Genomic DNA, 20,409 nt, shown 5'->3' on the forward strand with positions numbered 1-20,409 from the left:
TCGTTTGGCACGCGTCGCGCGGACCGGGCGCCGGCTCCCGCGCGGCCGTCGCAACCAAAGGTCCATATGAAATCGCTTGCAGGCAAACCCGTACGCATTCTGTTCGTCGAGGACGACGTCGCGCATCACGCGCTCGTCCATTCCTGGCTCAAGAGCGAGGGCTACCACATCGACGCTTTTCACAGCGGGCTCGACGCGCAGCAGTTTCTCTCGGAGCAGTGGGCCGATCTCGCGATTCTCGACTGGGACCTGCCGGGCGTTTCCGGCGACAAGCTGCTGCAAAAGATCCGCAGCCGTTCGCAATCGATCATGCCCGTGATTTTTCAGACCGTGCACTCGGCGGAGTCCGACATCGTGCGCATACTGGATGCAGGTGCCGACGACTATCTCGTGAAACCCTACGACAGGCAGGTGCTGCTCGCGCGCATGCGCGCGCTGCTGCGGCGCTTCGCGCCGATGAACGTGCAGGGCCGCAAGATGTTCGTCGACGGCGAATGCGCGCTCGATCAGCAGGCGCGCTCGCTCGTGGTGGCGGGCGTGGCGCACAAGCTCGGCACCAAGGAGTTCGACATTCTCTGGCATCTCGCCCGGCACACGGGCGCCGTCGTGCTGAGGCAGGATCTGATGAGCGTGGTCTGGGGCTGGGATGCGGCCGTGCAAAGCCGCTCCGTCGACATGTACGTGAGCCGCCTGCGTGCGAGCCTGAAGGCGGCCGGCGTCGGCTGGACCGTGCAATCGGTCTATGCGACGGGTTACCGCCTGACCCTCAAGCCGGATGTGGATCAGTCGGGCGCCGGTGCGTCGGGCGCCGATGCGTCGGGCGCCGGTGCGTCCCCGGAAGGCGCCGCATGAGCGCGGCCCGCATGCGGACGCTCGCACGCGGCGCCGTCGCGGCCTTCGTCTGCGCGGCCGCCGTGCACGCGCAGGCGGCGAGCATGGCGTGGGCCGGCGGCCCCGGCGCGCGCTTCGTCTACGTGACGAACGGCGCGGGCCTCGCGGAGGTCCTGAATGCGTTCGCGGCGGGGCAGCACGTTGCCCTGCGCATCGACGGTCAAGTGGACGGCGTCGTGAGCGGCCGTTTCGCGATGCCGCCGCAGCGTTTTCTCGACGTCATGAGCCGTTCGTACGGATTCGTCTGGTACTACGACGGCGCGGTCCTGCACGTGTCGCCCGCGAACGAGCAGGCGCATGTCGCCATCCGGCCTCACTTCCTTTCCGCGAATGCGCTGCGTGCGTCGCTCGAGCAGGCGGGTCTTGCCGATACGCACTTCCCGTTGGCGGTGGATGCCGGCGCGCAAACGGTGAACGTGCGCGGGCCGGCGACCTACGTGGAGCGTATTCGTGCCGCGGCCGAACGCTTCGAGCGCGACGCGCGAAAGCGCGTGCGTTTGTCCGTGCGGGTGTTTCGCCTGAGTGCCGCGAATGCCGCCGACGAAACGCGCGTGGTCGATGGCCGCACGCTCGTCGTGCCGGGTGTGGCCACGCTGTTGCGGCGCCGTTTCGAGCGCCCGGCCGTTGCGAGCGGGCCCGCCGTTTCCGATGCACCGCGGATCGTCGAGTTCGATGCGGCGCTGCCAGCGATCGAAGCGGATGCGACCACGAATTCCATCCTGATACGCGATCGGGCCGAGCGCATCGACGCCGACGGCGCGCTCGTCGCCAGCCTGGACGTGCGTGCGCAGCTCGTATCGGTCCAGACGTGGGTGGTGGACGTCGATGGCGACGCGCTCGACGCGTTGCGGCCCGCACTGCCGCCGGCCATGGCCGGCGGGGCAGGTGCGCAGGAGGCGACGGCGGCCACGCGCGAGCACCGCGATGCCGGTATCGCGCCCGACGGCGGCCGCGCGCTGCTCGCGCAGCTCAAGGCATTGGCCGGGAGCGGCCGCGCCGAAATCGAGGTGTCGCAAACGGCGCTCACGCACGACCGCTCGCCGGCCGTCATCGATCGTCACGAGGCACGTCTCGCGCGCCGCGACGAGGATGACCTGCCCGATGACGGCGCCCGCGATCTCTGGCTGTCGATTGCACCGACGGTCGAAGGCGCCGCGTCGATGCCGCGTATCGGCTTGCGTGTGGAACTGGGGCGCCGCGGCGATGCGCGCCGCTATCGGGCCGTCGACGAAAGCCTGGCGCCGGGCGAGTGCCTCGTCATCGAGGGACCGGCGCCGTACACGGGCGATGTCGCGCGTCGCGCGGACGATACCGATTCCGGCAGTGCGGGAGAGGGCGGTATGCGCCGCCGCCTCGTCTTGCTGATACCGCGCGTGGCAGCATAGCCGCCGATCGGATGAGCGCTCGCGATGGCGTGAGGGTGAGGCGACGTGCCGTGTCCGAACGGATGGGACGGCTGGTCAGTCAGGCATCGACGCGCGCGCGGATGCGCCCGTTGCCTGAGGCGCGCCGGCGCTCGCCGGGGTTACGCCCGCAGCCACATGAAATTGCCCGACGCGATGCCCTCGAACATTTCGTCGGGCGATTCGAGGATGTTGTTCTGCCAGTAGCGGCCGTGTTCGGCGTAGTGCGAGAAGAGATCGGCGAGATAATCGCCGGTGATGGTCGGGCCCATCGGCAGATGGACGAGCAGCACGACGTTGCCCGTATCGGATTCGAGGCACAGTTGCGCCTGGTCCTGCGCGTAGATGAGCAGGTTGGCCTCGAGCATGAGCCGGAAAACGACGAGCGACCGGCCGGGCGTGACGGCGCCGTAATGAAAGCTGACATAGACCGAATCGGGGTCGGTCTCGTGGTGATTGAGATGGACGTCGAACCCTTCGATCTCGAGCGTTTGCGTCTCGACGACATACTCGGCGTCGGGCAGCCCGACCACCGCGCAAACCTCGTGAACCAACTCGACGAAACGTTCCCTGCTCATGGGCGGCAATCTCCGGCGAAAATAGGGCGGCCCGGCTGCAAAAACGCGGGGGCACGTAGCCGGAAAGCAGGGCTTTCCGCTTTCGTGCCCCTCGCGCGAACGGACTGCGGCAAGGCGAGTGGCTTACTGGCCCTTCGCGGCGTCGGCGATGTTCTTCGCGCCGTTGTTGCCCACGGAGGCGAGCGCCGACGTTTCCTGCTGCTGCATGTTGATCTGCATCGCGGCCATCGTCATCGCGTTGTTCTGGTTGGCCATGGCCTGCATCTGGCCGACCATGTCGGCGTTTTGCGAACCGGCTTGCGAGACGCCCGAGCTTCCGATCGATGAAGACATGATGTATTCCCCTTATCAAGAAAGTGATGGAAAAAGCACTGCTGTGGGTTGACGCGTGATGCTTCGGTAAAAGACCCTTGGCCGTGATGGCCGCCGGTCCGGACCGGCTGACGCGCAGCCGGATGCTGCAACTGCAAACTGTTCAACCGTCTTGCGTATCGCCGCGGATGCGGTCAAAGCGCCGCGCCGCGGGCGCCGTGGCGCTCCTGCAGCGTGAGCACGATGCGGCGCGCCGCGATCATCCCGCGATAAAGCTTTTGCAGATCGAGCCGCTCGCGCTCGTCGGCCGCGGACTGCGTGGCCGTACTGATCCGGCGCGCGGTTTCGTCGAAGGCCGCCGCGATGCGCGCGACCCGTTGCGCGCCGTCGGGCGCCGAGAGCGTGGCGTCCAGCGCGTTCAGATCCTGCGCGATGGGAAGCAATGCGTCGTACATGTCGGTTCCTTTGGTGGTCGAGGTCAATTGTTTGCTTCGTCCTTGCTGCTCGCGAACAGATGCTTCGTGCCGTCGGGCGTCTCGATGTAACGCAGCCCGCCCGTGGCGATCACGGCTGTGTACTCGACATCGGGCGCGAGCGCCTGCGCTTCCTTGACATCCACGTCGACGCGCTTGACGTTGTCGCCGAGGTCGGCCCTGATACCTGCGATCAGCGTGCGGAAGGTCGTCATCGACTGCACGCTGCCGCTCACGCGGAAGATGCCGTGGCCCTGGTAATTCACTGCCGCGCCCGTGCCGGCGAGCGACTGCTGGATGTTGTCCACATCCTGCTGCGCGACGTCGTATTCGCGCCGCACCTTGCCGCGCGCGAGGCTGTCCATGATCCGCTGCGCCTTCGCGCTTTCGTCGCTGCTCGTCACGATGCCGCGCACCGCCACACTGTCCTTGCGTGCCATGGCCTGCAGATCGCCGAGGCCTTCGCGATGCAGGGCCTCCTGCAACTGCCGTGCGAGCGCATCGGCGTCGAACCTCACGCTCGCCGCCTCGCTCGACTGCGTGCCCGCGAACATCACACCGGCCACGGCGATGCCGCCGATCGCGGCGGTGCAGGCGAGCGCCAGCACGGCCGTGCGCCAGGGCACCTTCGGCGAAGCGGCCGGCGCATGGCCGGCGCCGGGTTCGTCCGAATGGGCCGGGTCGATATCCTGCGCGCCGCTATCCGCGTCGGCCTGCGCCGCGGTGTCGGCGGCAGGCGGCTCGGCCGTCTTCCAGAGGCCCGCCAGCAAATCGAGATCGCGCGGCCAGGCTTCGCCATCGGGGCCCACGCAAAGCACGACGTCGCCGAACGGCACGGCCACGAAGTCCGCCACGAGCACCTCATCGCCGTTCGCCGAGCGGATCCGCGCCACACCGTCCTCGCCCACGCAAAGCTCGATGTCCTCGACCGTCCAGTCGCTGATGCAGACATCGGCGTGCTCGGTGGCGCCGATCCGGTAGGCGCCGCTCGTGAGCCGGACCTGGGCTCCGGCGTGGGTGCCGGTCAGTACTCGAAGCGCTTTCATGATCGTGGTATCCGTGTATCCGACGTGGGTCATGCGGTTGCTGTTGCTCTTGCGGGTCGCCGCTCCGGCGTTGCGCTGCTTCGCGCATCGGGCTGCCGGGCCTCGACCGTCAAAATCAGTTTAGGGTTTTGCCGCTGTCGCAGCCGGCGCCATGCGAACTTCGAACGTCTTATCCGAAGCGCCGGCCGCGGCCTTGGCCGCTCCTTGCCGCGCGGCGCCGGTTTGATCGCCGATCGCGCCGCTCGTCGCGCCGCCCGTGACGGCGGCACCGGCTGGCGCCCCGCGGGCCGGCAGCGCGGCTTGCGTGTCGAGAATGCGTTGCTTCACTGCCGCGATCGATTGATCGTCGTACGTGTATTCGATGCCCGCGCGCTGGCGCGCGAGCGTGTTGTCGAGCGAGACGCCGAGAAGCCCCGCCACCGCGGCGGCCTTGCCCGGGGTCGCCGCGCCTTGCATCAGTGCCGCGTCGCGGTGTGCGTGAAGCCGGGCGGCATTGCGCCGGAGCGCCATCGGCGAACGCATCGCGAGCAGCATCGGCACGGCGAGCAAGGGCCCCAGCTCGATCTGCGCGGCAAGCCGCAGCACCTCCTTCGCGCACGCCGCCGCGAGTTCGGCCGGCAAGTCCGGCGCACCGAGCTTTTGCGCCGCGAGCAGTTGCATCGTGGCCGCGAGCGGCTGGCTGCGCGCGGCGGCCTTGGCCCGGCCCGCCTTGCCGATCGCGAACTTGCGCGGTTTGTCGCGGCCTTCGCCGGACTGACGGCCGTCGCGCCGAGGCTGCCCGTCGCGCGGCCCACTCTGCTGCGGCTGCCCATGCTCCTCGCCCTGCTGATTCGAGCCGCGATCGTGCCCATGGCCGTTGCGATGCTGTTGCTGCCCGTCGCCGTGTTGCTGATCGCGCTCGCGTTTTTGCTGCTGTCCGTGCTTTTGCTGCTGCCCCTGCTCGTGCTTGCGTTCGCGCTCGTGCGGGTGTTCGTGCTCGTGCCGGGGCTCGAGCGCGTGCTGATCGTCCGGCCGTTCGTGAGCCGATGCTTCTTTGCCCTGCGCCTTCGCCGAGCCCGCCGGCCGCGGCCGTTGGCCGAGCTGGCGCATCAGCTTTTGCGCGGAAGGAGGCGGCGGCTTGTGCAAGCCTTCGGCAAAACGCTTGCCGCGGTAGAAAGCGGCGGCGAGCATCTTGTTGTGCTGCATGCGCGCGCGCTGCATCTTCGTGTGCTGCACCTTCACGCCCGTGAAGCCGCGCGCCTGGGTCATCTGCCCCATGTGCTCGGCGCCGGCCTGCGCCTGCTGCGCGAGATCGGCGGCGTGGTGGCCGTGGTTGTTGCGGATCGGCGAATTCACGACGGCACCGCGAGCGTGATGATCTGATTGGCGAAGCGCAGGATCGCGGCGGCGCCCCAGGCGCCGAACATGAGCACGGTGGCCACGACGGCCACGAGCTTCACCGCATACGAGATGCTTTGATCCTGCATCGACGTGATGGCCTGCACGAACGAAATCGCGAGGCCGGAGAGGGCGGCGACGGCCACCACCGGCATCGAGACGGACAGGCAGAGCAGCAGGCCCTGCGAGGTAATGCGAACGAGCGTATCGGTTTCCATGGCGCGTGCCTCAGCGATAGGTCATGACGAGACCGTGAATCAATGTGGACCAGCCGCTCATGACGACGAACAAGAGCAGCTTGAACGGAATCGCGACGTTCGTCGGCTGAACCTGGTTCAGGCCCATCGCCATCAGCACGTTGGCGATGACGAGATCGACGACGATGAATGCGATGTACAGCAGGAAGCCGATCTTGAAGGCGTCGGCCATCTCGGTCAGCGTGAAGGCCGGGGCAAGCACGATGAGGTCGTCCTCACGGATCTTCGCCGCCATGTCCTTCGGCCAGACCACGGCTGCCGAGCGCACGAAGAACCGCTTTTCGCGCTCGTGCGCGTGCTTCTTCAGAAAGGCGCGAAACGGCTCCTTTGCCGCATCGAATGCATCGAGCACGACGAGCGACGTGTCGCTGCCGGGGGTACGGTGCATCGTCTGCATGGTTTGCATGGCCTGCATGCCGATCGGCGCCATCACGTAGGCGGAGACGAGGACCGCGATGCCGTTGAGCACCATGTTCGGCGGCACCTGCTGCACGCCGAGCGCGTTGCGCAACAGCCCGAGCACGACCACGATCTTCGCGTACGAGGTCGCGACCATGGCGACGAACGGGATCAGGCTGATCGCGACGACGGTGATCAGCAGCCCGGTGAGATCGCTAAACTGAACCATGGCCGCGCGACAGCTGAACGAGACGCACGCCGAGATGATCGCCGACGCTCACGAGTTCGCCGAAGCCGATCGTCTGCCCGTAGGTGACGAGCCGCACGCGCGCATCGGGCAGCGCGGTGGGAAGCTCGAGCACGTAGCCCGCGCGCAGCGCCGAGAGCTGCGCGACCGGCATCGAAACCGTGTCGATCTCGAGCTTCAGCGGCAGGTCCAGCTGGCTGATGTCGACGGGCGTGTCGATCGAATCGGTAAGCGGCGCGTTGAACTGCGTCTCATGGCTCATGGTGGGGTCCTCGTTCAAGGTCATCAGATGGTGGGTGACGTCTGCCACGGCGCGCAGTTGCCGCGTCCCGTAGCGGCCCCAGACGACTTGCATCGGGGCGGATGAACGCTCGCTCGCGAAGAGCGCGCGGGTGGCTTCGGGTACGGCGCGCAAGATGACGTCCCCCGCGCGCAGCGAATCGAGCGTCGTCACGCTCATCGTTTTCTCGCCGATCCGCAGCCGGCCCGGTACGGCGATCTCGCTTACGTGGGTGGCGAACGGCGTGCATTGCCGGGCCACGAGCGTTTCGAGCGCGTCGAGCCAGCCGCCGTCGATGTGCTCGATCACCGCATCGAAGCGGCTATCGCCCACGCGCAGCGACAGCGCGCAGCAAGGCGCGTTCAACGGCGCACGCGCGGCCCGCTCGAGCGAGACGATTTCCACGCCGTCGAAGCCGAGCGCTTGCAGCGCGCGCCGCAGCGGATCGAGCAGGATGGCGCACACGGCATGGCGCAAGCGCTCGTTGACGGGCTCGTCCGACGCGACGACGCTCGCGAGCCCCGCGTGCTGTCCGACGTCGATGCGCACCGCGGCCGTCTCCATGCCCCAGCGCACGCGCACGACGGCGGCGCGCTCCGGCTCCACGAAATCGTGCGTACCGACGCCGAAGGCCGACACGCCGAGCGTGTGAGCGAGCAGTGCGCTCAGGCGCTCGTCGACGGCGAGCCGATGCAGGCGCGCGGTGGCGGCCGCAAGCGCGGGCAGCCGCGCGGGATCGAGCAAGACGGCCGCCGCCGGCGCTTGGGCGCCTGCCTCGGCGTGGTCTGTCAGGAGCGTTCGTGTGGTGTCCATATTGGTTTTACGTGACGATGATCTCGACGCTGCGCGCGCCGTCGAAGCGGTTTTGCATCACTTCCTCGAGGCTCGTGCGCAACGTCGCCGCATGCTGTGAGATTAGTTCGCGCGAGCGTGCGTCCGTGGTGTCGAAGCGAAGCGTCAATTGGAAATGCGAAAGCGCGAGGCTCAACGTGCAGCCAGGCAGCAGCGCCGGATCGATGGGAATCGTGATCTGCCAGTCGCCGCTTTCGAATACGATCGGATTCGCGCAGAAGTCCGACACCTCGGCGACGATCGAATCGACGAACCGGTTCATGTCCTGGCCCGTGCGCGCCGGTGCCCGCACGGCGGCCACGGCGTGCGGGCCGCCCGCTGTCGGGCGCTGCGGCTCGCCCGCGGCGTGTACGCGCGGCATGTGCGGCATGTCCGGCGCGGCCGTCGCTGGCCGGGCGTTGGGCGGCCGCTGCGATGAAAGCGGCGCCGCGCCGCGCGCCGGCATCGGCATCGGTGCGGGCATCGTCGAATATGCCGGCACGTGCATGAACCCATGCATGGCCGAATGCACCGGCAGGCGCATCGTCGAATGCATGGGCGGATGAATCGTCGCCGGTACCGGAGCCGGCACCGGCGACGCCGATCGAGCGTGCGCGGCAGCGTCATCGCGTTCGTCGCCGGAGCCGGCCGGTGCGTCGTCGTCGCGCCCGCCGCTGCCGGCATCGTCGCGATGTTCGTCCGTGGCGAACCCGGCGACCGGATAGCGCGGATCGGCTTGCTCGGCGAATGAAGGCTCGGCCGGTGCGGCGCATGGCTGCTCGCCGCCGGGCGTTTCCGATGCGCCGGCGCGCACGCCTTCGCGCAGGCGCTGAAAAAGGGCGGCCTGGCGGCTCAACTGCGCGGCCGGCATCTCGGGTGCGGGGTCGGTGTGCGTGGCCGGCGCCGCGATGACGCGGGCGCGATGAGGGGCGGAGGAATGCATGGCGGGGCTCGCTCGATCACATCGCCAGGCGGCCGACGGGCTGGAGATCGACGTGCGAGCCGAGCTCCTGGTACGAATACACGGGCAGCCAGGGCAGCCGCGCCTCGATCATGCGCTTGATGTAGCGCCGGATATCCATCGAGGCGACGAGCGCCAGCGGCTGCCGCGGCGTATCGCCGACGATGTCGGCGATCTTGCCGACGAGCTGGGCGATTTCGTCGGGCGGCAGCGCGAGGAAGTTGCCCGTGGGGGTCTGTTTGATCGACTGCCGGATGTGCTGCTCGACCTGAACGTCGACGAGTACGACGGGCAGATCCCGCACGCCACCCGTCGCGCGATAGGCGATGAGCCGGCCGAGCTCCATGCGGATGTATTCGGTCAACATCAGCATGTCCTTCTCCTTCGGTCCCCAGACGATCAGGCTTTCGGTGATGCTGCGGATATTGCGCACGGGCACCTCTTCCTCCAGCAGCCGGCGCAGCACGTCCGCCATCTTCTGCAGCGGCAGTGCCTTTTGTACCTCCGCGACGAGGCCCGGGTAGTCCTCGTTGAGCTGATCGAGCATCCATTGCGCTTCCTGAATGCCGAGAAAGAGATGGGCGTTGCGCCGCAGCAGGTCGATCGTGTGGCGCGCAATCAATGCTTCCGGTGTCGCCGCGGCGGCAGGCGCGTCCGCGGCGCCGCCGTCGGCCGCCGCGTGTACCGCGCGCGTTTCGGCGAGCGTCGTGCGCCCTTGCGGCACGTCGAAGAGGAGTACCTCGTAACTGTCTTCGGGCAGCGTGCCGTCGGTCCACATCATGATGCCGGGGAACGGCAGGCCGACTGCCGATTGCAGCGCGTGGCGCTGGGCGTCGAACGCGCGGTCGAGGGCATCGGCCGCGAGACGCGCGCTGACATCGGCTGCGAGGCGCACGCCGAGCGGGCACGTGAACTGCGGCGGGCGTGGCAGGATCGAGGGCGCGTCGCCCTTGGCGCCGGCGCGCTGCAGTGCCCCGACGGGCTTGCCGGCGCCTTTGGCCGGACCATCCTGCTTTTTCTGCAGACGGTAGCCGACGAAGCCGAGCAGCCCGGCGAGCAGCGCGAAGAGCGCCGCCGGAAAACCGGGCACGGCGGCGAAGCCGAGCAGCAGCAGCGCGGCGAAGAACAGCGCGCGCGCGCTGCTCGTGAACTGGCGCCTGATGTCTTCGCCGAGGGAGGAATTTCCATGGTCGCCGCCTTCGTCCACGCGCGTGATCATGACGCCCGCGGCCACCGAGATCAGCAGCGAGGGAATCTGCGAGACCATGGCGTCACCGATCGACAGGACCGAGAAGCGGTTGGCCGCCTCGCCGGCCGACATGCCGTGATAGGCGACGCCCACGGCGATGCCCGCGACGATGTTGATCATCGTGATCATGAGGCCGGCGATCGCATCGCCTTTCACGAACTTCATCGCGCCGTCCATGCCGCCATGCAATTGGCTTTCGATGGCGAGCCTTGCGCGTTTCCTGCGCGCCTCGTCCGGCGTCAGGATGTTCGCGCGCAGGTCGGCGTCGATGCTCATCTGTTTGCCGGGCAGCGCGTCGAGCGTGAAGCGGGCCCCCACTTCGGCGACGCGCTCCGAGCCCTTGGCGATCACGATGAACTGCACGACGGAGATGATGACGAACACGACGAGGCCGACGACGAGATTGCCGCCCACGACGAGCTGGCCGAAGCTTTCGATGATTTCGCCGGCATCGGCATGCAGCAGGATCGACTTCGTCGACGCGATGTTCAGCGAGAGCCGGAAAAGCGTCGTGAAGAGCAGCACGGACGGGAACGCCGAGAGCGTGGCGATATGGCCCACATACATCGTCACCATGAGCAGCGTGATGCTGATCGTGATGTTGATCGCGAGCAGCCCGTCGATGATCGCGGGAGGCAGCGGCAGGATCATCAGCGAGACGATCGCGATCAGCAGGACGGCGATGCCGGCCTCCCCGATGCCGGGCAGTTTCATGGTCTTGAACATGTCCACTACTCCGTGGTGGCGGTTTGAGGCGCGAGGCCGTCCACCCAGCGAAGAATCGCGGCGACGACTTCGAACAGTTCTTCGGGAATCGGCTGATTGAGCGGCACCTTGTGCAGCATGCGCGCGACGGGCGGGTTCGCGACGATGGGCACGCGCGCGTGCATCGCCTGCTGGCGCAGCCGCAGCGCCTGCTCGTCGACGCCCTTGGCGAGGACGACGGGCAGCGGAAACTCCGCGGGGTCGTAGCGCAGCGCGACCGCGTAGTGAACCGGGTTGACCACGACGACGTTCGCGCGCGCGACGCCGCCTTTCGGGCCTTCCTGCGACATCTCCCTGGCCATGCGCTTGCGCTCGCCCTTGAGTTCGGGGTTGCCTTCGCTCTCCTTGTGCTCGCGCTTCACCTCGTCCTTCGACATCCGGTTCTTGCGGATGAAGAGCCACTTCTGCAGCTTGTAGTCGAACGCGCCGATGACGACGAACACGCCGAGCGCGACCACGACCACGTGCATGAGCACGGACCACAGCACTCCGATCAACTGCGGTACCGACTGATCGAGCGCACTCGCCACCACGGGCATCGCGCTTTTGATCGTCTGCCACATGACGGCGACGAGAATCGCGGCCTTGCCGACCATCTTCGCGAGGTCGATGGCGGAGTTCATCGAGAAGATGCGCTGAAAGCCGGACCCGGGGCTGACCGACGCAAGCTTCGGCATGACGGCTTTCAGCGAAAACTTGAGCCCCGTCTGCGGGGCGAGCGCGATGATGGCGGCGACGAGCGCGACGGCCGCGATCCCGCACAGCAGGCCAAGCGCCTGCAGGCCGACATGAACGAGGACGGTCCAGAGGTCCTGCAACTCGCGCTCGCCGTGAGTGAAATCGATCGCCTCCTTGACGATCGCGCGTAGCGTATCGGCCAGATAGTGCTGGCCCGCCGTCAGCACGAGCACGATCGAGCCGAGCGACGCGACTTCGACGAGGTCGGAGCTCTTCGCGACCTGGCCTTCCTCGCGGACTTTGTCCAGCTTCTTGTCTGTGGGCTCTTCGGTTTTTTCGTCGCTCATGACCGCTGTCCTTCGCTTGTCGCAGGCGCGCACCCGGGATGGGGCGCCCCGATGCAACGTTAGCGGCGCCGCTGTATCCGGCGCGATGGCGATGCGAAGCAAGGGCGAGGGCTGCGAAGCAAGGCGGCGCGACGGCGCGTCGCTCGGGCGCGGGCCACGTGAGCCAGGCGACCCGCGCGGCGGCCGGCAGGCGCGAAGACGTCCGCGAACGCGGCACGCGCCGCCGTCCCTCGCATGCGGCGCTTCGCAATTCGTTGTGCGACTTCGTGCCGGGCACGTGGCGTATCCATCGTGTTACGTAACTTAGCGTCAACGGAAGGCCACGCCCCATCGGGTGCGGCCCATCGGATCGAATCTGATTTCCTTGGGGGAAAGGATGGACGTTCTGAAGGATCGGCCGCAGTGCCCATCGGGAGTCGTCGGCGCGGTCGTCGACCTGGTCAGGGTGGCATTGGCCCGCGCAGGCACACCGGAGCAAGTCGATATCGACGATCTCGAGCACCTCGTCGAAGTGCTGCATCTGCTGCGCCCGGATTCCGCCGAATTCGCGTTTTTCGACGGCTGGCTGCATATGGTGCGCGAGGAATGGAGCGAGGCCGAACGGCTCTTTCGCAATCTGGTCGAGCGCTCGGTCTGCGTGCCGGCCAGCAAGGGAATGTTGCTGCAGTGCCTGAAAGCCCGCCAGGAGTTCGGTTGGCAGGAGGAGGCCCGGCGCCTCCTGGAGGAAGGCGGCAACGAAGAGGTTGAACGGCTCGCGAAGGTTCTGCTTGCGAGCGAGGAGCTGAAGCAGGCGGTCGCGACCGCGAAGCGCACGGGCCGCTTCGTTGCGCCGGATTCCGCGCTCGCGTTCGAGAACGGAGCGCATGCAGAAGACGGCGAAGCGGTCGCGACGCCGTCGTCCTCATCCAGCGACATGCTGCTGACGATGCAGTACATGCGTGTCTGAGCCTGTTGCCCCTACCAGGAGAAACGAAATGAGCATCACGACTGCATCGCAACTCCAGTACGAACTGGCCCGCGTCACCGGCACGACGCCCGCGGCGCCGACCGCGGACGCGGTATCGCAGCCGCTCGTCGACAAATTCCAGGCGATGATGGCTTCGGGGCGCCAGCATGCGGCGGCCTTGCACCCGACCGAGCACGCGGACCTCGTGACGAAAGCGGTCGAGGAGCAGGCGGACTATTACCGGCAAGTGCCGAACGACGTGCTCTACATGACTCAGCACATGAGCGCGCTGTCGATGGAGCGCCTTGCCGCCGCCGACATGACCATCCAGCTCGAGATCGCCAGCCTGAACGCCGATCTGCAGGTGAAGATGGCAACCGTGCAGTCGTCGAAGGACGCCATGCAGACGCTCATGAAGAACCAGTGAAATGAAACCGAACCTCGTGCCTTCGAGGCCGCCCTCCGCATGGCGGCTCGTCGCGGTGGCGGCGCTCGTGCTGTCGCTCGCGGCATGCAAGCAGGAGCTCTACGGGCAATTGACCGAAAGCGACTGCAACGAAATGGTGGCGGCGCTGCTGATGTCCGGCGTCGACGCGCAAAAGAGCACGCCCGATGGCGGCAAGACCTGGTCGGTCGGCGTCGACGAAAAGCAGATCGTGCATGCCGTGGAAGTGCTGCGCGCACGCGGCCTGCCACGCAAGAAATTCGACGACCTCGGCGCGCTGTTCAAGAAGGACGGGCTCGTTTCCACACCGACCGAGGAGCGCGTGCGCTTCATTTACGGTTTGTCGCAGGAGCTCGACGACACGTTGTCGAAGATCGACGGCGTGGTCGTGGCGCGCGTGCAGATCGTGTTGCCGAACAACGATCCGCTCGCGCAGTCGGTCAAGCCGTCGTCCGCATCGGTCTTCATCAAGTACCGGCCCGACGCGAATCTCGAGCGAATGACGCCGGCGATCAAGAACCTGGTCGTGCACAGCATAGAGGGGCTGACCTACGATCAGGTCAGCGTGACGAGCGTGCCGGCCGATGCGCTCGATCCACCTGCCCACCCGCATCGCCAGGACGGCTGGATCGTCTATGCGGGCGGCGCACTCGGCGTGCTGCTGTTGATGATCGCCGGCGGCTTCGCGCTCTTGCGCGGCAACCTGCTCAAGGGCGGCGGCGGACTGGCGGGCCTGCTCGCGCGCCGGGCGGGGCGCGCGGCGAAAGCGCCGGCATGAGCTTCGATCCGAACGATCGCATGGCCGGCAGGGCAAGCAGGGGGAGCACACGATGAGCGCATACGACGCAGCCGATGCAGACGACGCAACCGCCGACAGCGTTGCCGCCCCGAACGGCGAGACGCCGGCGGCCGTCGCGGCGAGGCTGGCCGCCTACCATCAGCGCCGGCGTACGCTGTTCGACTGGATGCATCCGGCGCGCCTTGCACGCGTGCCCTGTGCAGACCGGCTCGGCGCATGCGGCCCCGCGCAGGCGGAGGCGCTTGCCGATGCGCTGCTCGACGAATGGGGCATGCCCGTGCCGCCGCTTGCCGCGTTCGACGCGCCGGAAACGGCGCTTGCCTTGCTGCCGGCGCACGATTGTCTGACCGTGTTCCGCCTGCGCGCGCTCGTGGAGCAGGTGGAGCCATTGCGCACCTGGATCGACCGGCCGCGTCGCGAGAAGTTGACGGGCTGGATCGGGGCGCGCGGCGTCAATCTGCTCTTCGCGCGCGGGCGCGAGCTTGCGGGCGAGGCGCGCTCGCTGGCCGCGCGCGCGCACACCGCGGCATCGGTCATGCCAGTGCCGCTCGACGCGGCCGATGGCGACGTCCTCGCGTGGCTCGGCTTTCGGCTTTTCGAGCGCGACTGCCGATGGGCGCCGGGCGGCCCGCTCGCGATCATGCGGTGGGCCATGCCGGCGCGCGACGAGGAGGGGGCGTGGCCGTCCCCGTCGTTGCCGCCGTCACTCCCGTCTTCGGAAGGCTCGAGCCCGAGCCTTTCGATCGTCTCGCAACTGCCCGACTTGTTTCCGGAGTGGTCATGGTGATCTGGTTACGCAATCCGCAGGCCGAAGGCACGGACCTCGGCGTGGGCGTCGAAGGGGACGTCCTGCGTCATGAACGCCTCGCGGCGATCGTCGAGATCGATGCGGCGTACGCCGAGATGCGCCGGCAATGCGACGAGGCGCTGGACGCGGCGCGCGCCCAGGCCCGCGTGCTGCTCGACGAAGCCCGCGCCCGCGCGGAAGAGCTCGCCGAGCGCGCGATGCGTGAGTTCGCGCAAGCGGCCGAGCGGGGCTACGACGATGGTTTGCGGCGGGGGCTGACCGATTGGCACGAACGCGCGGCGGCCGCGCACGCCGAAGCCTGCCGGCTCGCGCCCGGGCAGCAGGACCGGCTGGCCGAACTGGTCGCGCTGGCGGTCGAGCAGATCGTTGCGTCGGCCGATCCCAAGGCGCTTTTCGCGCGCGCGGCCGCGACGGTGGAGCGGATCGTCGCCGACGGCAGCCCCGTTCATCTGCGTGTTCATCCGTCGGATCTGGCCGCGGCGAGCGCGGCCTTCGACGAAGCGGCCGCGGCGTGGCGCGAGGCCGGGCGCGCCGTGCGGCTGCGCGTGGCGGCCGACGCGACGCTTGCGCCCGGCGCATGCGTCGCCGAAACCGACCTGGGCGCGATCGACGCGAGCTTGTCGTTGCACTTGGCGGCGATGCGCGACGCCCTGGCGCGCGCCGTGCGAAGCGTGGCGGAGGAGCCCTCGCGCGAGGCGCCGAATGCGCGGCCCGGGGATGACGCACAAGCGGTCGACGCGCAGGCCGGTTTCGCGGGCGACGCCGAGGTGCCGATCGGCGAGTACGCCGTCGGCGCCGGCGAGGATCTGGCGGACCCGGATGCGCGCGCGAACGACGGCGGCGAGGGCGGCGAGGGCGGCGACGGCGGCGATGGCGGCAACCTCGGCGACGGCAACCTCGGCGACGAAGGAGGTTGGCAGGACGATGCCGCGGCCCTGCAAACGGCGGGGGACCTGCACGACGAGGGTTGGACCGATGCCGCGCATGCCGACGCCGACGCGATGTCCATCTGAACGGACCTTCGCGCGGCACGTGGAAGAACACATGACAAGGAAGGGAGCGCCATGATCGACAGCGCGGACAGTTTCGGAACCGATGAAGCGAGCGGGGCGCACATCGCGCAGCCGCGGGCCATACGCGGCTTCTCGGCGCTGATGGAGGCGATGGAGCGCGAACTGCGTGCCGGCGCGCAACCCGCGGCGTGCGGCAAGGTGCAGGAAGTGATCGGCACGCTCGTACGCGTATCGGGTCTCGACGCGACGCTCGGCGAGCTATGCGAGCTGCGTTCGCCCGAAGGCGCGTTGCTGCAGCGTGCCGAGGTGGTCGGCTTCTCGCGCGACGTCGCGCTGCTCTCGCCGTTCGGCCGGCTCGGCAGCGTGTCCCGGGCGACACGCGTGGTGGGACTCCGGCGTCCGCTTTCGCTGCGCATCGGCCCCCGCCTGCTCGGCCGCGTGATCGACAGCCTGGGCGAGCCGATCGACGGCAAGGGGCCGCTCGAATGCGACGAGTGGCAGCCCGTCATCGCCGATCCGCCCGATCCGATGTCGCGGCCCGTCGTCGATACCCCGATGCCGACGGGCGTGCGCGTCGTCGACGGCATGATGACGCTGGCCGAGGGCCAGCGCATGGGCATCTTCGCGCCGGCCGGCGTCGGCAAGAGCACGTTGATGGGCATGTTCGCGCGCGGGGCGCGCTGCGACGTCAACGTCATCGCGTTGATCGGGGAGCGCGGCCGCGAAGTGCGCGAATTCTGCGAGCACATTCTCGGGTCGGAGGGAATGGCGCGCTCGGTCGTCGTCTGCGCGACATCGGACCGCTCGTCGATCGAGCGCGCGAAGGCCGCTTATGCGGCAACGGCGGTGGCCGAATACTTCCGCGACCGCGGCATGCGGGTGCTGCTGATGATGGATTCGCTGACGCGCTTCGCGCGCGCGCAGCGCGAAATCGGCCTGGCGATGGGCGAGCCGCCGACGCGGCGCGGCTTTCCGCCGTCGATCTTCGCCGAGCTGCCGCGGCTGCTGGAGCGCGCGGGCCGTTCGGAGCTCGGCTCGATCACCGCCCTTTATACCGTGCTGGCCGAGGACGAATCGGGCGGCGACCCGATCGCCGAGGAAGTGCGGGGCATTCTCGACGGCCACATGATTCTTTCGCGCGAGATTGCGGCACAGAACCGCTATCCGGCGATCGACGTGCTCGGCAGTCTTTCGCGCGTGATGACGCAGGTGGTGCCGCGCGAGCACGTGGCGGCGGCGGGGCACGTGCGGCGGCTGATGGCCAAGCACAAGGAGGTCGAACTGCTGCTGCAGGTGGGCGAGTATCAGAGCGGCACCGATGCGCTTGCCGACGAAGCCATTGCGAAGATCGACGCGATTCGGGCTTTCCTCGGCCAACCGACCGATCTGCTCGTCGACCCGAGCGACACGCTCGCGGCCCTCGGCGAGATCGTGCAGTCCTGATGCCGGAGGCGAGTGATGAAGGACCGCCGCGTTGCCGCGTTCGAGCGCGTGCTCTCGCGTCGCCGCCAGCTCGATCGCAAGCTCAATGCGGCGCTCGGCGGTTTGCGCGGCGAGCTGCAGGCGCTCATGGACGCCTTGGACGAAAGCCGCGCGGCGGTGCGCGCGCATGCGGCCGAGCTCGCCGCGCACGACGGCAAGATCGACGCGATGCTGGGCGGCGTTTCCTTCCGGGCGAATGAGTATCTGAAGCTGCGCGAATTCCGCTCGCACGCGGCCGAGCAGCACGCGATGCTCGAGGCCCGGGCGGCGCAGGCCGCACAGGCGCTCGCGGCGAAGGAGGCGCAGATCGGTGCGCTGCGCACGGAGATCCTGCGCAACCGTGCCCGCATCGACATCTACGGCAAGCGGCGCGACACGCTCGTCAAGGGTATCGAGCTCGCGATCGAGGACGCGCAGGACGAGGAAACATCGGAGAGTCGCCGGCCCAGTCCGGCGTTTTGAAGCGGCGAGCGCGCTCGCCAGCCGGCATCCATTGAGCGACAGGTGACTGAAATGAGCGAGATTACATTCGCATCGATCGAATCGAGCCATCAGCTGGTCAGGTTTTTGATCGTGCTCGGCCTTTGCAGTGAACGATTGATGGTCCTGATGATGATTTTTCCGCCGACGTCCGACAACGTCGTGCAAGGCCGCGTGCGCACCGCGCTGGCGCTGCTGTGGGGCAGCTTCATCGCGTACGGGCAACGCGGCCTGCTCGAGCAGGGCGATGCGACGATGCTCGTGGGCATCGGGTTGAAGGAGGCGCTGATCGGCGTCGGCCTCGGCTTCGCGGCGTCGACGGTGTTCTGGGCCGCCGAAAGCGTCGGCACGTACGTCGACGATCTGACCGGTTTCAATCAACTGCAGATGCAGAACCCGAGCCAGGGGCAGCAGACGTCGCTGACTTCCACGCTCCTGAGCCAGTTCGCGATCGCGGCGTTCTGGTGTCTGGGCGGCATGACGTTTCTGCTCGGCGCGATCTACGAATCGTATACCTGGTGGCCGCTTGCGAACCTCACGCCGGCCGGGGGGGCGGTACTCGAATCGTTCGTGCTGGGGAAGACCGACTCGCTGATGGAAACGGTGGCGAAGCTGGCCACGCCGATGATGCTGATGCTGCTGCTGATCGACATCGGCTTCGGCTTTACCGGGAAGGTGTCGCAAAAGCTCGATCTGCCGTCGCTGGCGCAGCCCGTGAAAGGCGCGCTCACGATTCTGATGCTCGCCCTGATGGCGGCGATCTTCATCGATCAGGTACGCGATCAACTGTCGCTCGTGGGCATCGCGGCCGAGGCGAGGGCGCTCGCGGGCGGCAAGTGAAACGCGGTGAATGCGCGAGCGCGCGCAAGTATGCGTTCGCCGATGGCGATTGGCCGAAAAAGCTTGGAGAAAAACATGATCGAGGCGTTGAGCGACAACGCGATCGTCACGGGGATGATGCACGTGCTGTGGGCCGGTGCGGTGCTCGATACGTTTTCGGACGTTCAGGACCTGCTCGATGCGATGGCGGTGCTGCGTCCCGGGAGCGGCGAAATGCGCGAGGTGCTGGCCTGGTGGCATGTGCGTGCACGCGCCTGGGGCGAGGCGCTGACCGAATTGCGCCGGGTGGAGCGCGACGGCACGCTGTCGTCGCGCGGCATGGCGCTCGCGGCTGTCTGTCTTTACGCACTTGGCGATGCATCGTGGCGTACCTATGCGTACGCGGCGGCGTACAAGTCTGATGACCCGATGGCGACGCGCACCGCCCAGGCGCTGCTCGCAGCGCCCGCGATCGGGCGTGGATAGCCGCCCGCGGCTGCGTCAAGCGGGGACCGGCCGTCTGCCCGGCCGGCCGGTTTCACGATGACTCGCCGCGGCCCGAAGCAAGGTTTGCCTCGATCCACGATGCCACGTCGGTGACCGGAATGGCGTGGCGTTGATTGAACGTCCCGCGCTTGTCCCACGCGACACCCCGCCCTTGAGCGAAAGCGGCACGATACTTCCGCATCATGTTGTGTGGGTCCCGCGCCAGTTCATCCAGCAAGTACGCCTCACTCCACACCGCACGGCTGAAAGGGCGGCCGAGGCCCGCTTGCAGCTTGTCGGCGACCTCACCGTAAGTCACGGTGTCGCCGGCCAGATACACGATCTCGTTCCGGATACGAGGTTGGGCGAACACGATCTCGGCAGTCAGTGCGCCGATATCGTCGGGCGTCGTCAGCGTCACGGCGGTGTCGAGGCTGCCCAACGCGTGGACCGTGTCGTTTTTCAGGTCAACGACACCGAAGTCCGGCTCGAACAGATAGCTCATGAACATGCCGGTCGAGATGATGACCCACTCGGTGTCGTGCTGACTGCGCAGCAATTCGCGCACGTCCAGCTGTGCGTCGAAGATGTCCTGCGGACTGCCGCGACCGATCACGTCGAAATCGACCCCGAACTGCCACGGGAAGTACCTCGGGATTCGCGCCTGCAATGCAGCGCGTGCCAATTTCATCGGCGTGTCGATTCCGGCCGTAATGCCCGCGCAACCGATTACCGTGTCATATCGCGCGAACAAGACAGCGAGTTCATCGATGGAACGCTTCACGAAATCGCCTATGACGATCTCGATCCCAAGATCCCGAATCTCCGCGATATCATGCCGCTTGGCGGGTGCGCTGGATTCGACGGCACTGGCGCGCAGCAGCACGCTGATCTTCGCGCCAGTCACGTCCTTCGCCCGGCGTGCAAGACTGCGTAGCACCGGGAGGCCGAGTTCGCCGGCACCGAGCACGAGAATGTTTCGAGACGTAGCGTCAGGATCTGTTCGGTTCATCGTTTAGCCCATCAAGGAATGCGTG

The 20,409-nt window shown here is 67.7% G+C and carries 24 protein-coding genes; 12 read left to right on the plus strand and 12 right to left on the minus strand.

The annotated features are described in order from the left end of the window. The first annotated feature begins 66 nt into the window (after positions 1-66). Both QZM15_RS00815 and QZM15_RS00820 read left to right on the plus strand, forming a co-directional pair. Positions 67-852 (plus strand): response regulator transcription factor, encoded by a 786-nt coding sequence (locus QZM15_RS00815; RefSeq protein ID WP_302105579.1) that lies wholly within the window; start codon positions 67-69, stop codon positions 850-852. Beyond that, positions 849-2,276: a secretin N-terminal domain-containing protein gene (locus tag QZM15_RS00820; RefSeq protein ID WP_302105580.1), complete on the plus strand. Its 1,428-nt coding sequence runs from the start codon at positions 849-851 to the stop codon at positions 2,274-2,276. Before QZM15_RS00815 ends, QZM15_RS00820 begins: the two co-directional genes overlap by 4 nt. Before the next feature lie 140 nt (positions 2,277-2,416). Here QZM15_RS00820 and QZM15_RS00825 read toward each other — a convergent pair whose 3' ends face one another. The 5 genes from QZM15_RS00825 to QZM15_RS00845 form a co-directional block, all read right to left on the minus strand. Continuing rightward, positions 2,417-2,872 (minus strand): molecular chaperone Tir, encoded by a 456-nt coding sequence (locus QZM15_RS00825; protein WP_059639210.1) that lies wholly within the window; start codon positions 2,870-2,872, stop codon positions 2,417-2,419. 123 nt (positions 2,873-2,995) lie between these two features. Beyond that, positions 2,996-3,205: a hypothetical protein gene (locus QZM15_RS00830; protein WP_006765597.1), complete on the minus strand. Its 210-nt coding sequence runs from the start codon at positions 3,203-3,205 to the stop codon at positions 2,996-2,998. 173 nt (positions 3,206-3,378) lie between these two features. Beyond that, positions 3,379-3,639: a hypothetical protein gene (locus QZM15_RS00835; protein WP_059639211.1), complete on the minus strand. Its 261-nt coding sequence runs from the start codon at positions 3,637-3,639 to the stop codon at positions 3,379-3,381. A 23-nt stretch (positions 3,640-3,662) separates the two neighbouring features. Then, complete coding sequence (gene hrpD5 / locus QZM15_RS00840; protein WP_302105581.1) at positions 3,663-4,703, minus strand: HrpD5 family protein; 1,041 nt, start codon at positions 4,701-4,703, stop codon at positions 3,663-3,665. Between the two features lie 120 nt (positions 4,704-4,823). Beyond that, a complete protein-coding gene (locus tag QZM15_RS00845; RefSeq protein WP_302105582.1) occupies positions 4,824-5,903 on the minus strand; it encodes a helicase in 1,080 nt (359 codons plus the stop codon). A gap of 6 nt (positions 5,904-5,909) precedes the next feature. Between QZM15_RS00845 and QZM15_RS00850 the strand changes: the two genes are divergently transcribed. Further along, positions 5,910-6,065 carry a hypothetical protein gene (locus tag QZM15_RS00850; protein ID WP_257220550.1) on the plus strand — a complete coding sequence of 52 codons (156 nt, stop codon included), beginning with the start codon at positions 5,910-5,912 and terminating at the stop codon, positions 6,063-6,065. On the opposite strand, the gene sctS is transcribed toward QZM15_RS00850, so the two are convergent. From sctS to sctU, 6 genes are read right to left on the minus strand one after another with little or no spacing between them, the layout of a single operon-like run. Continuing rightward, positions 6,035-6,298, minus strand: a complete 264-nt coding sequence (sctS, locus tag QZM15_RS00855; protein WP_059582636.1) for a type III secretion system export apparatus subunit SctS — start codon at positions 6,296-6,298, stop codon at positions 6,035-6,037. The genes QZM15_RS00850 and sctS overlap by 31 nt on opposite strands. 10 nt (positions 6,299-6,308) lie before the next feature. Further along, positions 6,309-6,965: a type III secretion system export apparatus subunit SctR gene (gene sctR / locus QZM15_RS00860; protein ID WP_059582633.1), complete on the minus strand. Its 657-nt coding sequence runs from the start codon at positions 6,963-6,965 to the stop codon at positions 6,309-6,311. Beyond that, positions 6,952-8,076, minus strand: a complete 1,125-nt coding sequence (gene sctQ, locus QZM15_RS00865; protein WP_124658381.1) for a type III secretion system cytoplasmic ring protein SctQ — start codon at positions 8,074-8,076, stop codon at positions 6,952-6,954. The genes sctR and sctQ overlap by 14 nt, the downstream gene beginning before the upstream one ends. A gap of 7 nt (positions 8,077-8,083) precedes the next feature. Continuing rightward, entirely contained in the window at positions 8,084-9,037 is a 954-nt protein-coding gene (gene sctP, locus QZM15_RS00870; protein ID WP_302105583.1) for a type III secretion system protein SctP, read from the minus strand. A 16-nt stretch (positions 9,038-9,053) separates the two neighbouring features. Then, positions 9,054-11,030, minus strand: a complete 1,977-nt coding sequence (locus QZM15_RS00875) for an FHIPEP family type III secretion protein (RefSeq protein WP_059583109.1) — start codon at positions 11,028-11,030, stop codon at positions 9,054-9,056. A gap of 5 nt (positions 11,031-11,035) precedes the next feature. Then, positions 11,036-12,094, minus strand: a complete 1,059-nt coding sequence (gene sctU / locus QZM15_RS00880; protein ID WP_302105973.1) for a type III secretion system export apparatus subunit SctU — start codon at positions 12,092-12,094, stop codon at positions 11,036-11,038. A gap of 376 nt (positions 12,095-12,470) precedes the next feature. On the opposite strand from sctU, the gene QZM15_RS00885 reads away from it, so the two are divergent. The 9 genes from QZM15_RS00885 to QZM15_RS00925 all read left to right on the plus strand — a co-directional run bounded on the left by QZM15_RS00885 (position 12,471) and on the right by QZM15_RS00925 (position 19,372). Continuing rightward, positions 12,471-13,040 (plus strand): HrpB1 family type III secretion system apparatus protein, encoded by a 570-nt coding sequence (locus QZM15_RS00885; RefSeq protein ID WP_059582619.1) that lies wholly within the window; start codon positions 12,471-12,473, stop codon positions 13,038-13,040. A gap of 28 nt (positions 13,041-13,068) precedes the next feature. After that, the gene (locus QZM15_RS00890; RefSeq protein ID WP_302105584.1) at positions 13,069-13,467 is read left to right on the plus strand and encodes a serine kinase; all 399 of its coding nucleotides are present in this window, start codon (positions 13,069-13,071) and stop codon (positions 13,465-13,467) included. Position 13,468: 1 nt separating this feature from the next. Beyond that, positions 13,469-14,263 carry a type III secretion system inner membrane ring lipoprotein SctJ gene (gene sctJ / locus QZM15_RS00895; protein WP_099317280.1) on the plus strand — a complete coding sequence of 265 codons (795 nt, stop codon included), beginning with the start codon at positions 13,469-13,471 and terminating at the stop codon, positions 14,261-14,263. Between the two features lie 52 nt (positions 14,264-14,315). After that, positions 14,316-15,071 carry a type III secretion protein HrpB4 gene (locus QZM15_RS00900; protein WP_302105585.1) on the plus strand — a complete coding sequence of 252 codons (756 nt, stop codon included), beginning with the start codon at positions 14,316-14,318 and terminating at the stop codon, positions 15,069-15,071. Continuing rightward, positions 15,065-16,105, plus strand: a complete 1,041-nt coding sequence (sctL, locus tag QZM15_RS00905; protein ID WP_302105586.1) for a type III secretion system stator protein SctL — start codon at positions 15,065-15,067, stop codon at positions 16,103-16,105. Before QZM15_RS00900 ends, sctL begins: the two co-directional genes overlap by 7 nt. Positions 16,106-16,156: 51 nt before the next feature. Next, the gene (sctN, locus tag QZM15_RS00910; protein WP_302105587.1) at positions 16,157-17,548 is read left to right on the plus strand and encodes a type III secretion system ATPase SctN; all 1,392 of its coding nucleotides are present in this window, start codon (positions 16,157-16,159) and stop codon (positions 17,546-17,548) included. A gap of 15 nt (positions 17,549-17,563) precedes the next feature. Beyond that, positions 17,564-18,049 (plus strand): type III secretion system protein, encoded by a 486-nt coding sequence (locus QZM15_RS00915; RefSeq protein WP_059582604.1) that lies wholly within the window; start codon positions 17,564-17,566, stop codon positions 18,047-18,049. A 51-nt stretch (positions 18,050-18,100) separates the two neighbouring features. Then, positions 18,101-18,907, plus strand: a complete 807-nt coding sequence (gene sctT / locus QZM15_RS00920; RefSeq protein WP_059582601.1) for a type III secretion system export apparatus subunit SctT — start codon at positions 18,101-18,103, stop codon at positions 18,905-18,907. A gap of 75 nt (positions 18,908-18,982) precedes the next feature. After that, positions 18,983-19,372: an HrpB1 family type III secretion system apparatus protein gene (locus QZM15_RS00925; protein ID WP_059583107.1), complete on the plus strand. Its 390-nt coding sequence runs from the start codon at positions 18,983-18,985 to the stop codon at positions 19,370-19,372. Positions 19,373-19,424: 52 nt separating this feature from the next. On the opposite strand, the gene QZM15_RS00930 is transcribed toward QZM15_RS00925, so the two are convergent. Then, the gene (locus QZM15_RS00930) at positions 19,425-20,384 is read right to left on the minus strand and encodes an aromatic alcohol reductase (RefSeq protein WP_059582599.1); all 960 of its coding nucleotides are present in this window, start codon (positions 20,382-20,384) and stop codon (positions 19,425-19,427) included. Positions 20,385-20,409 lie beyond the last annotated feature (25 nt).

The sequence above is a fragment of the Burkholderia sp. AU44665 genome (assembly GCF_030504405.1).
In the GTDB taxonomy this organism is placed as follows: Bacteria; Pseudomonadota; Gammaproteobacteria; order Burkholderiales; family Burkholderiaceae; genus Burkholderia; species Burkholderia semiarida.

What these genes read in the sequence shown, in the direction of transcription:
- QZM15_RS00815 (WP_302105579.1), top strand. Translation starts at nt 67, where the DNA reads ATGAAATCGCTTGCAGGCAAACCCGTACGCATTCTGTTCGTCGAGGAC.
- QZM15_RS00820 (WP_302105580.1), top strand. Translation starts at nt 849, where the DNA reads ATGAGCGCGGCCCGCATGCGGACGCTCGCACGCGGCGCCGTCGCGGCC.
- QZM15_RS00825 (WP_059639210.1), bottom strand. Translation starts at nt 2,872, where the DNA reads ATGAGCAGGGAACGTTTCGTCGAGTTGGTTCACGAGGTTTGCGCGGTG.
- QZM15_RS00830 (WP_006765597.1), bottom strand. Translation starts at nt 3,205, where the DNA reads ATGTCTTCATCGATCGGAAGCTCGGGCGTCTCGCAAGCCGGTTCGCAA.
- QZM15_RS00835 (WP_059639211.1), bottom strand. Translation starts at nt 3,639, where the DNA reads ATGTACGACGCATTGCTTCCCATCGCGCAGGATCTGAACGCGCTGGAC.
- hrpD5 (WP_302105581.1), bottom strand. Translation starts at nt 4,703, where the DNA reads ATGAAAGCGCTTCGAGTACTGACCGGCACCCACGCCGGAGCCCAGGTC.
- QZM15_RS00845 (WP_302105582.1), bottom strand. Translation starts at nt 5,903, where the DNA reads ATGCAGCGCGCGCGCATGCAGCACAACAAGATGCTCGCCGCCGCTTTC.
- sctS (WP_059582636.1), bottom strand. Translation starts at nt 6,298, where the DNA reads ATGGAAACCGATACGCTCGTTCGCATTACCTCGCAGGGCCTGCTGCTC.
- sctR (WP_059582633.1), bottom strand. Translation starts at nt 6,965, where the DNA reads ATGGTTCAGTTTAGCGATCTCACCGGGCTGCTGATCACCGTCGTCGCG.
- sctQ (WP_124658381.1), bottom strand. Translation starts at nt 8,076, where the DNA reads ATGGACACCACACGAACGCTCCTGACAGACCACGCCGAGGCAGGCGCC.
- sctP (WP_302105583.1), bottom strand. Translation starts at nt 9,037, where the DNA reads ATGCATTCCTCCGCCCCTCATCGCGCCCGCGTCATCGCGGCGCCGGCC.
- QZM15_RS00875 (WP_059583109.1), bottom strand. Translation starts at nt 11,030, where the DNA reads ATGTTCAAGACCATGAAACTGCCCGGCATCGGGGAGGCCGGCATCGCC.
- sctU (WP_302105973.1), bottom strand. Translation starts at nt 12,094, where the DNA reads ATGAGCGACGAAAAAACCGAAGAGCCCACAGACAAGAAGCTGGACAAA.
- QZM15_RS00885 (WP_059582619.1), top strand. Translation starts at nt 12,471, where the DNA reads ATGGACGTTCTGAAGGATCGGCCGCAGTGCCCATCGGGAGTCGTCGGC.
- QZM15_RS00890 (WP_302105584.1), top strand. Translation starts at nt 13,069, where the DNA reads ATGAGCATCACGACTGCATCGCAACTCCAGTACGAACTGGCCCGCGTC.
- sctJ (WP_099317280.1), top strand. Translation starts at nt 13,469, where the DNA reads ATGAAACCGAACCTCGTGCCTTCGAGGCCGCCCTCCGCATGGCGGCTC.
- QZM15_RS00900 (WP_302105585.1), top strand. Translation starts at nt 14,316, where the DNA reads ATGAGCGCATACGACGCAGCCGATGCAGACGACGCAACCGCCGACAGC.
- sctL (WP_302105586.1), top strand. Translation starts at nt 15,065, where the DNA reads ATGGTGATCTGGTTACGCAATCCGCAGGCCGAAGGCACGGACCTCGGC.
- sctN (WP_302105587.1), top strand. Translation starts at nt 16,157, where the DNA reads ATGATCGACAGCGCGGACAGTTTCGGAACCGATGAAGCGAGCGGGGCG.
- QZM15_RS00915 (WP_059582604.1), top strand. Translation starts at nt 17,564, where the DNA reads ATGAAGGACCGCCGCGTTGCCGCGTTCGAGCGCGTGCTCTCGCGTCGC.
- sctT (WP_059582601.1), top strand. Translation starts at nt 18,101, where the DNA reads ATGAGCGAGATTACATTCGCATCGATCGAATCGAGCCATCAGCTGGTC.
- QZM15_RS00925 (WP_059583107.1), top strand. Translation starts at nt 18,983, where the DNA reads ATGATCGAGGCGTTGAGCGACAACGCGATCGTCACGGGGATGATGCAC.
- QZM15_RS00930 (WP_059582599.1), bottom strand. Translation starts at nt 20,384, where the DNA reads ATGAACCGAACAGATCCTGACGCTACGTCTCGAAACATTCTCGTGCTC.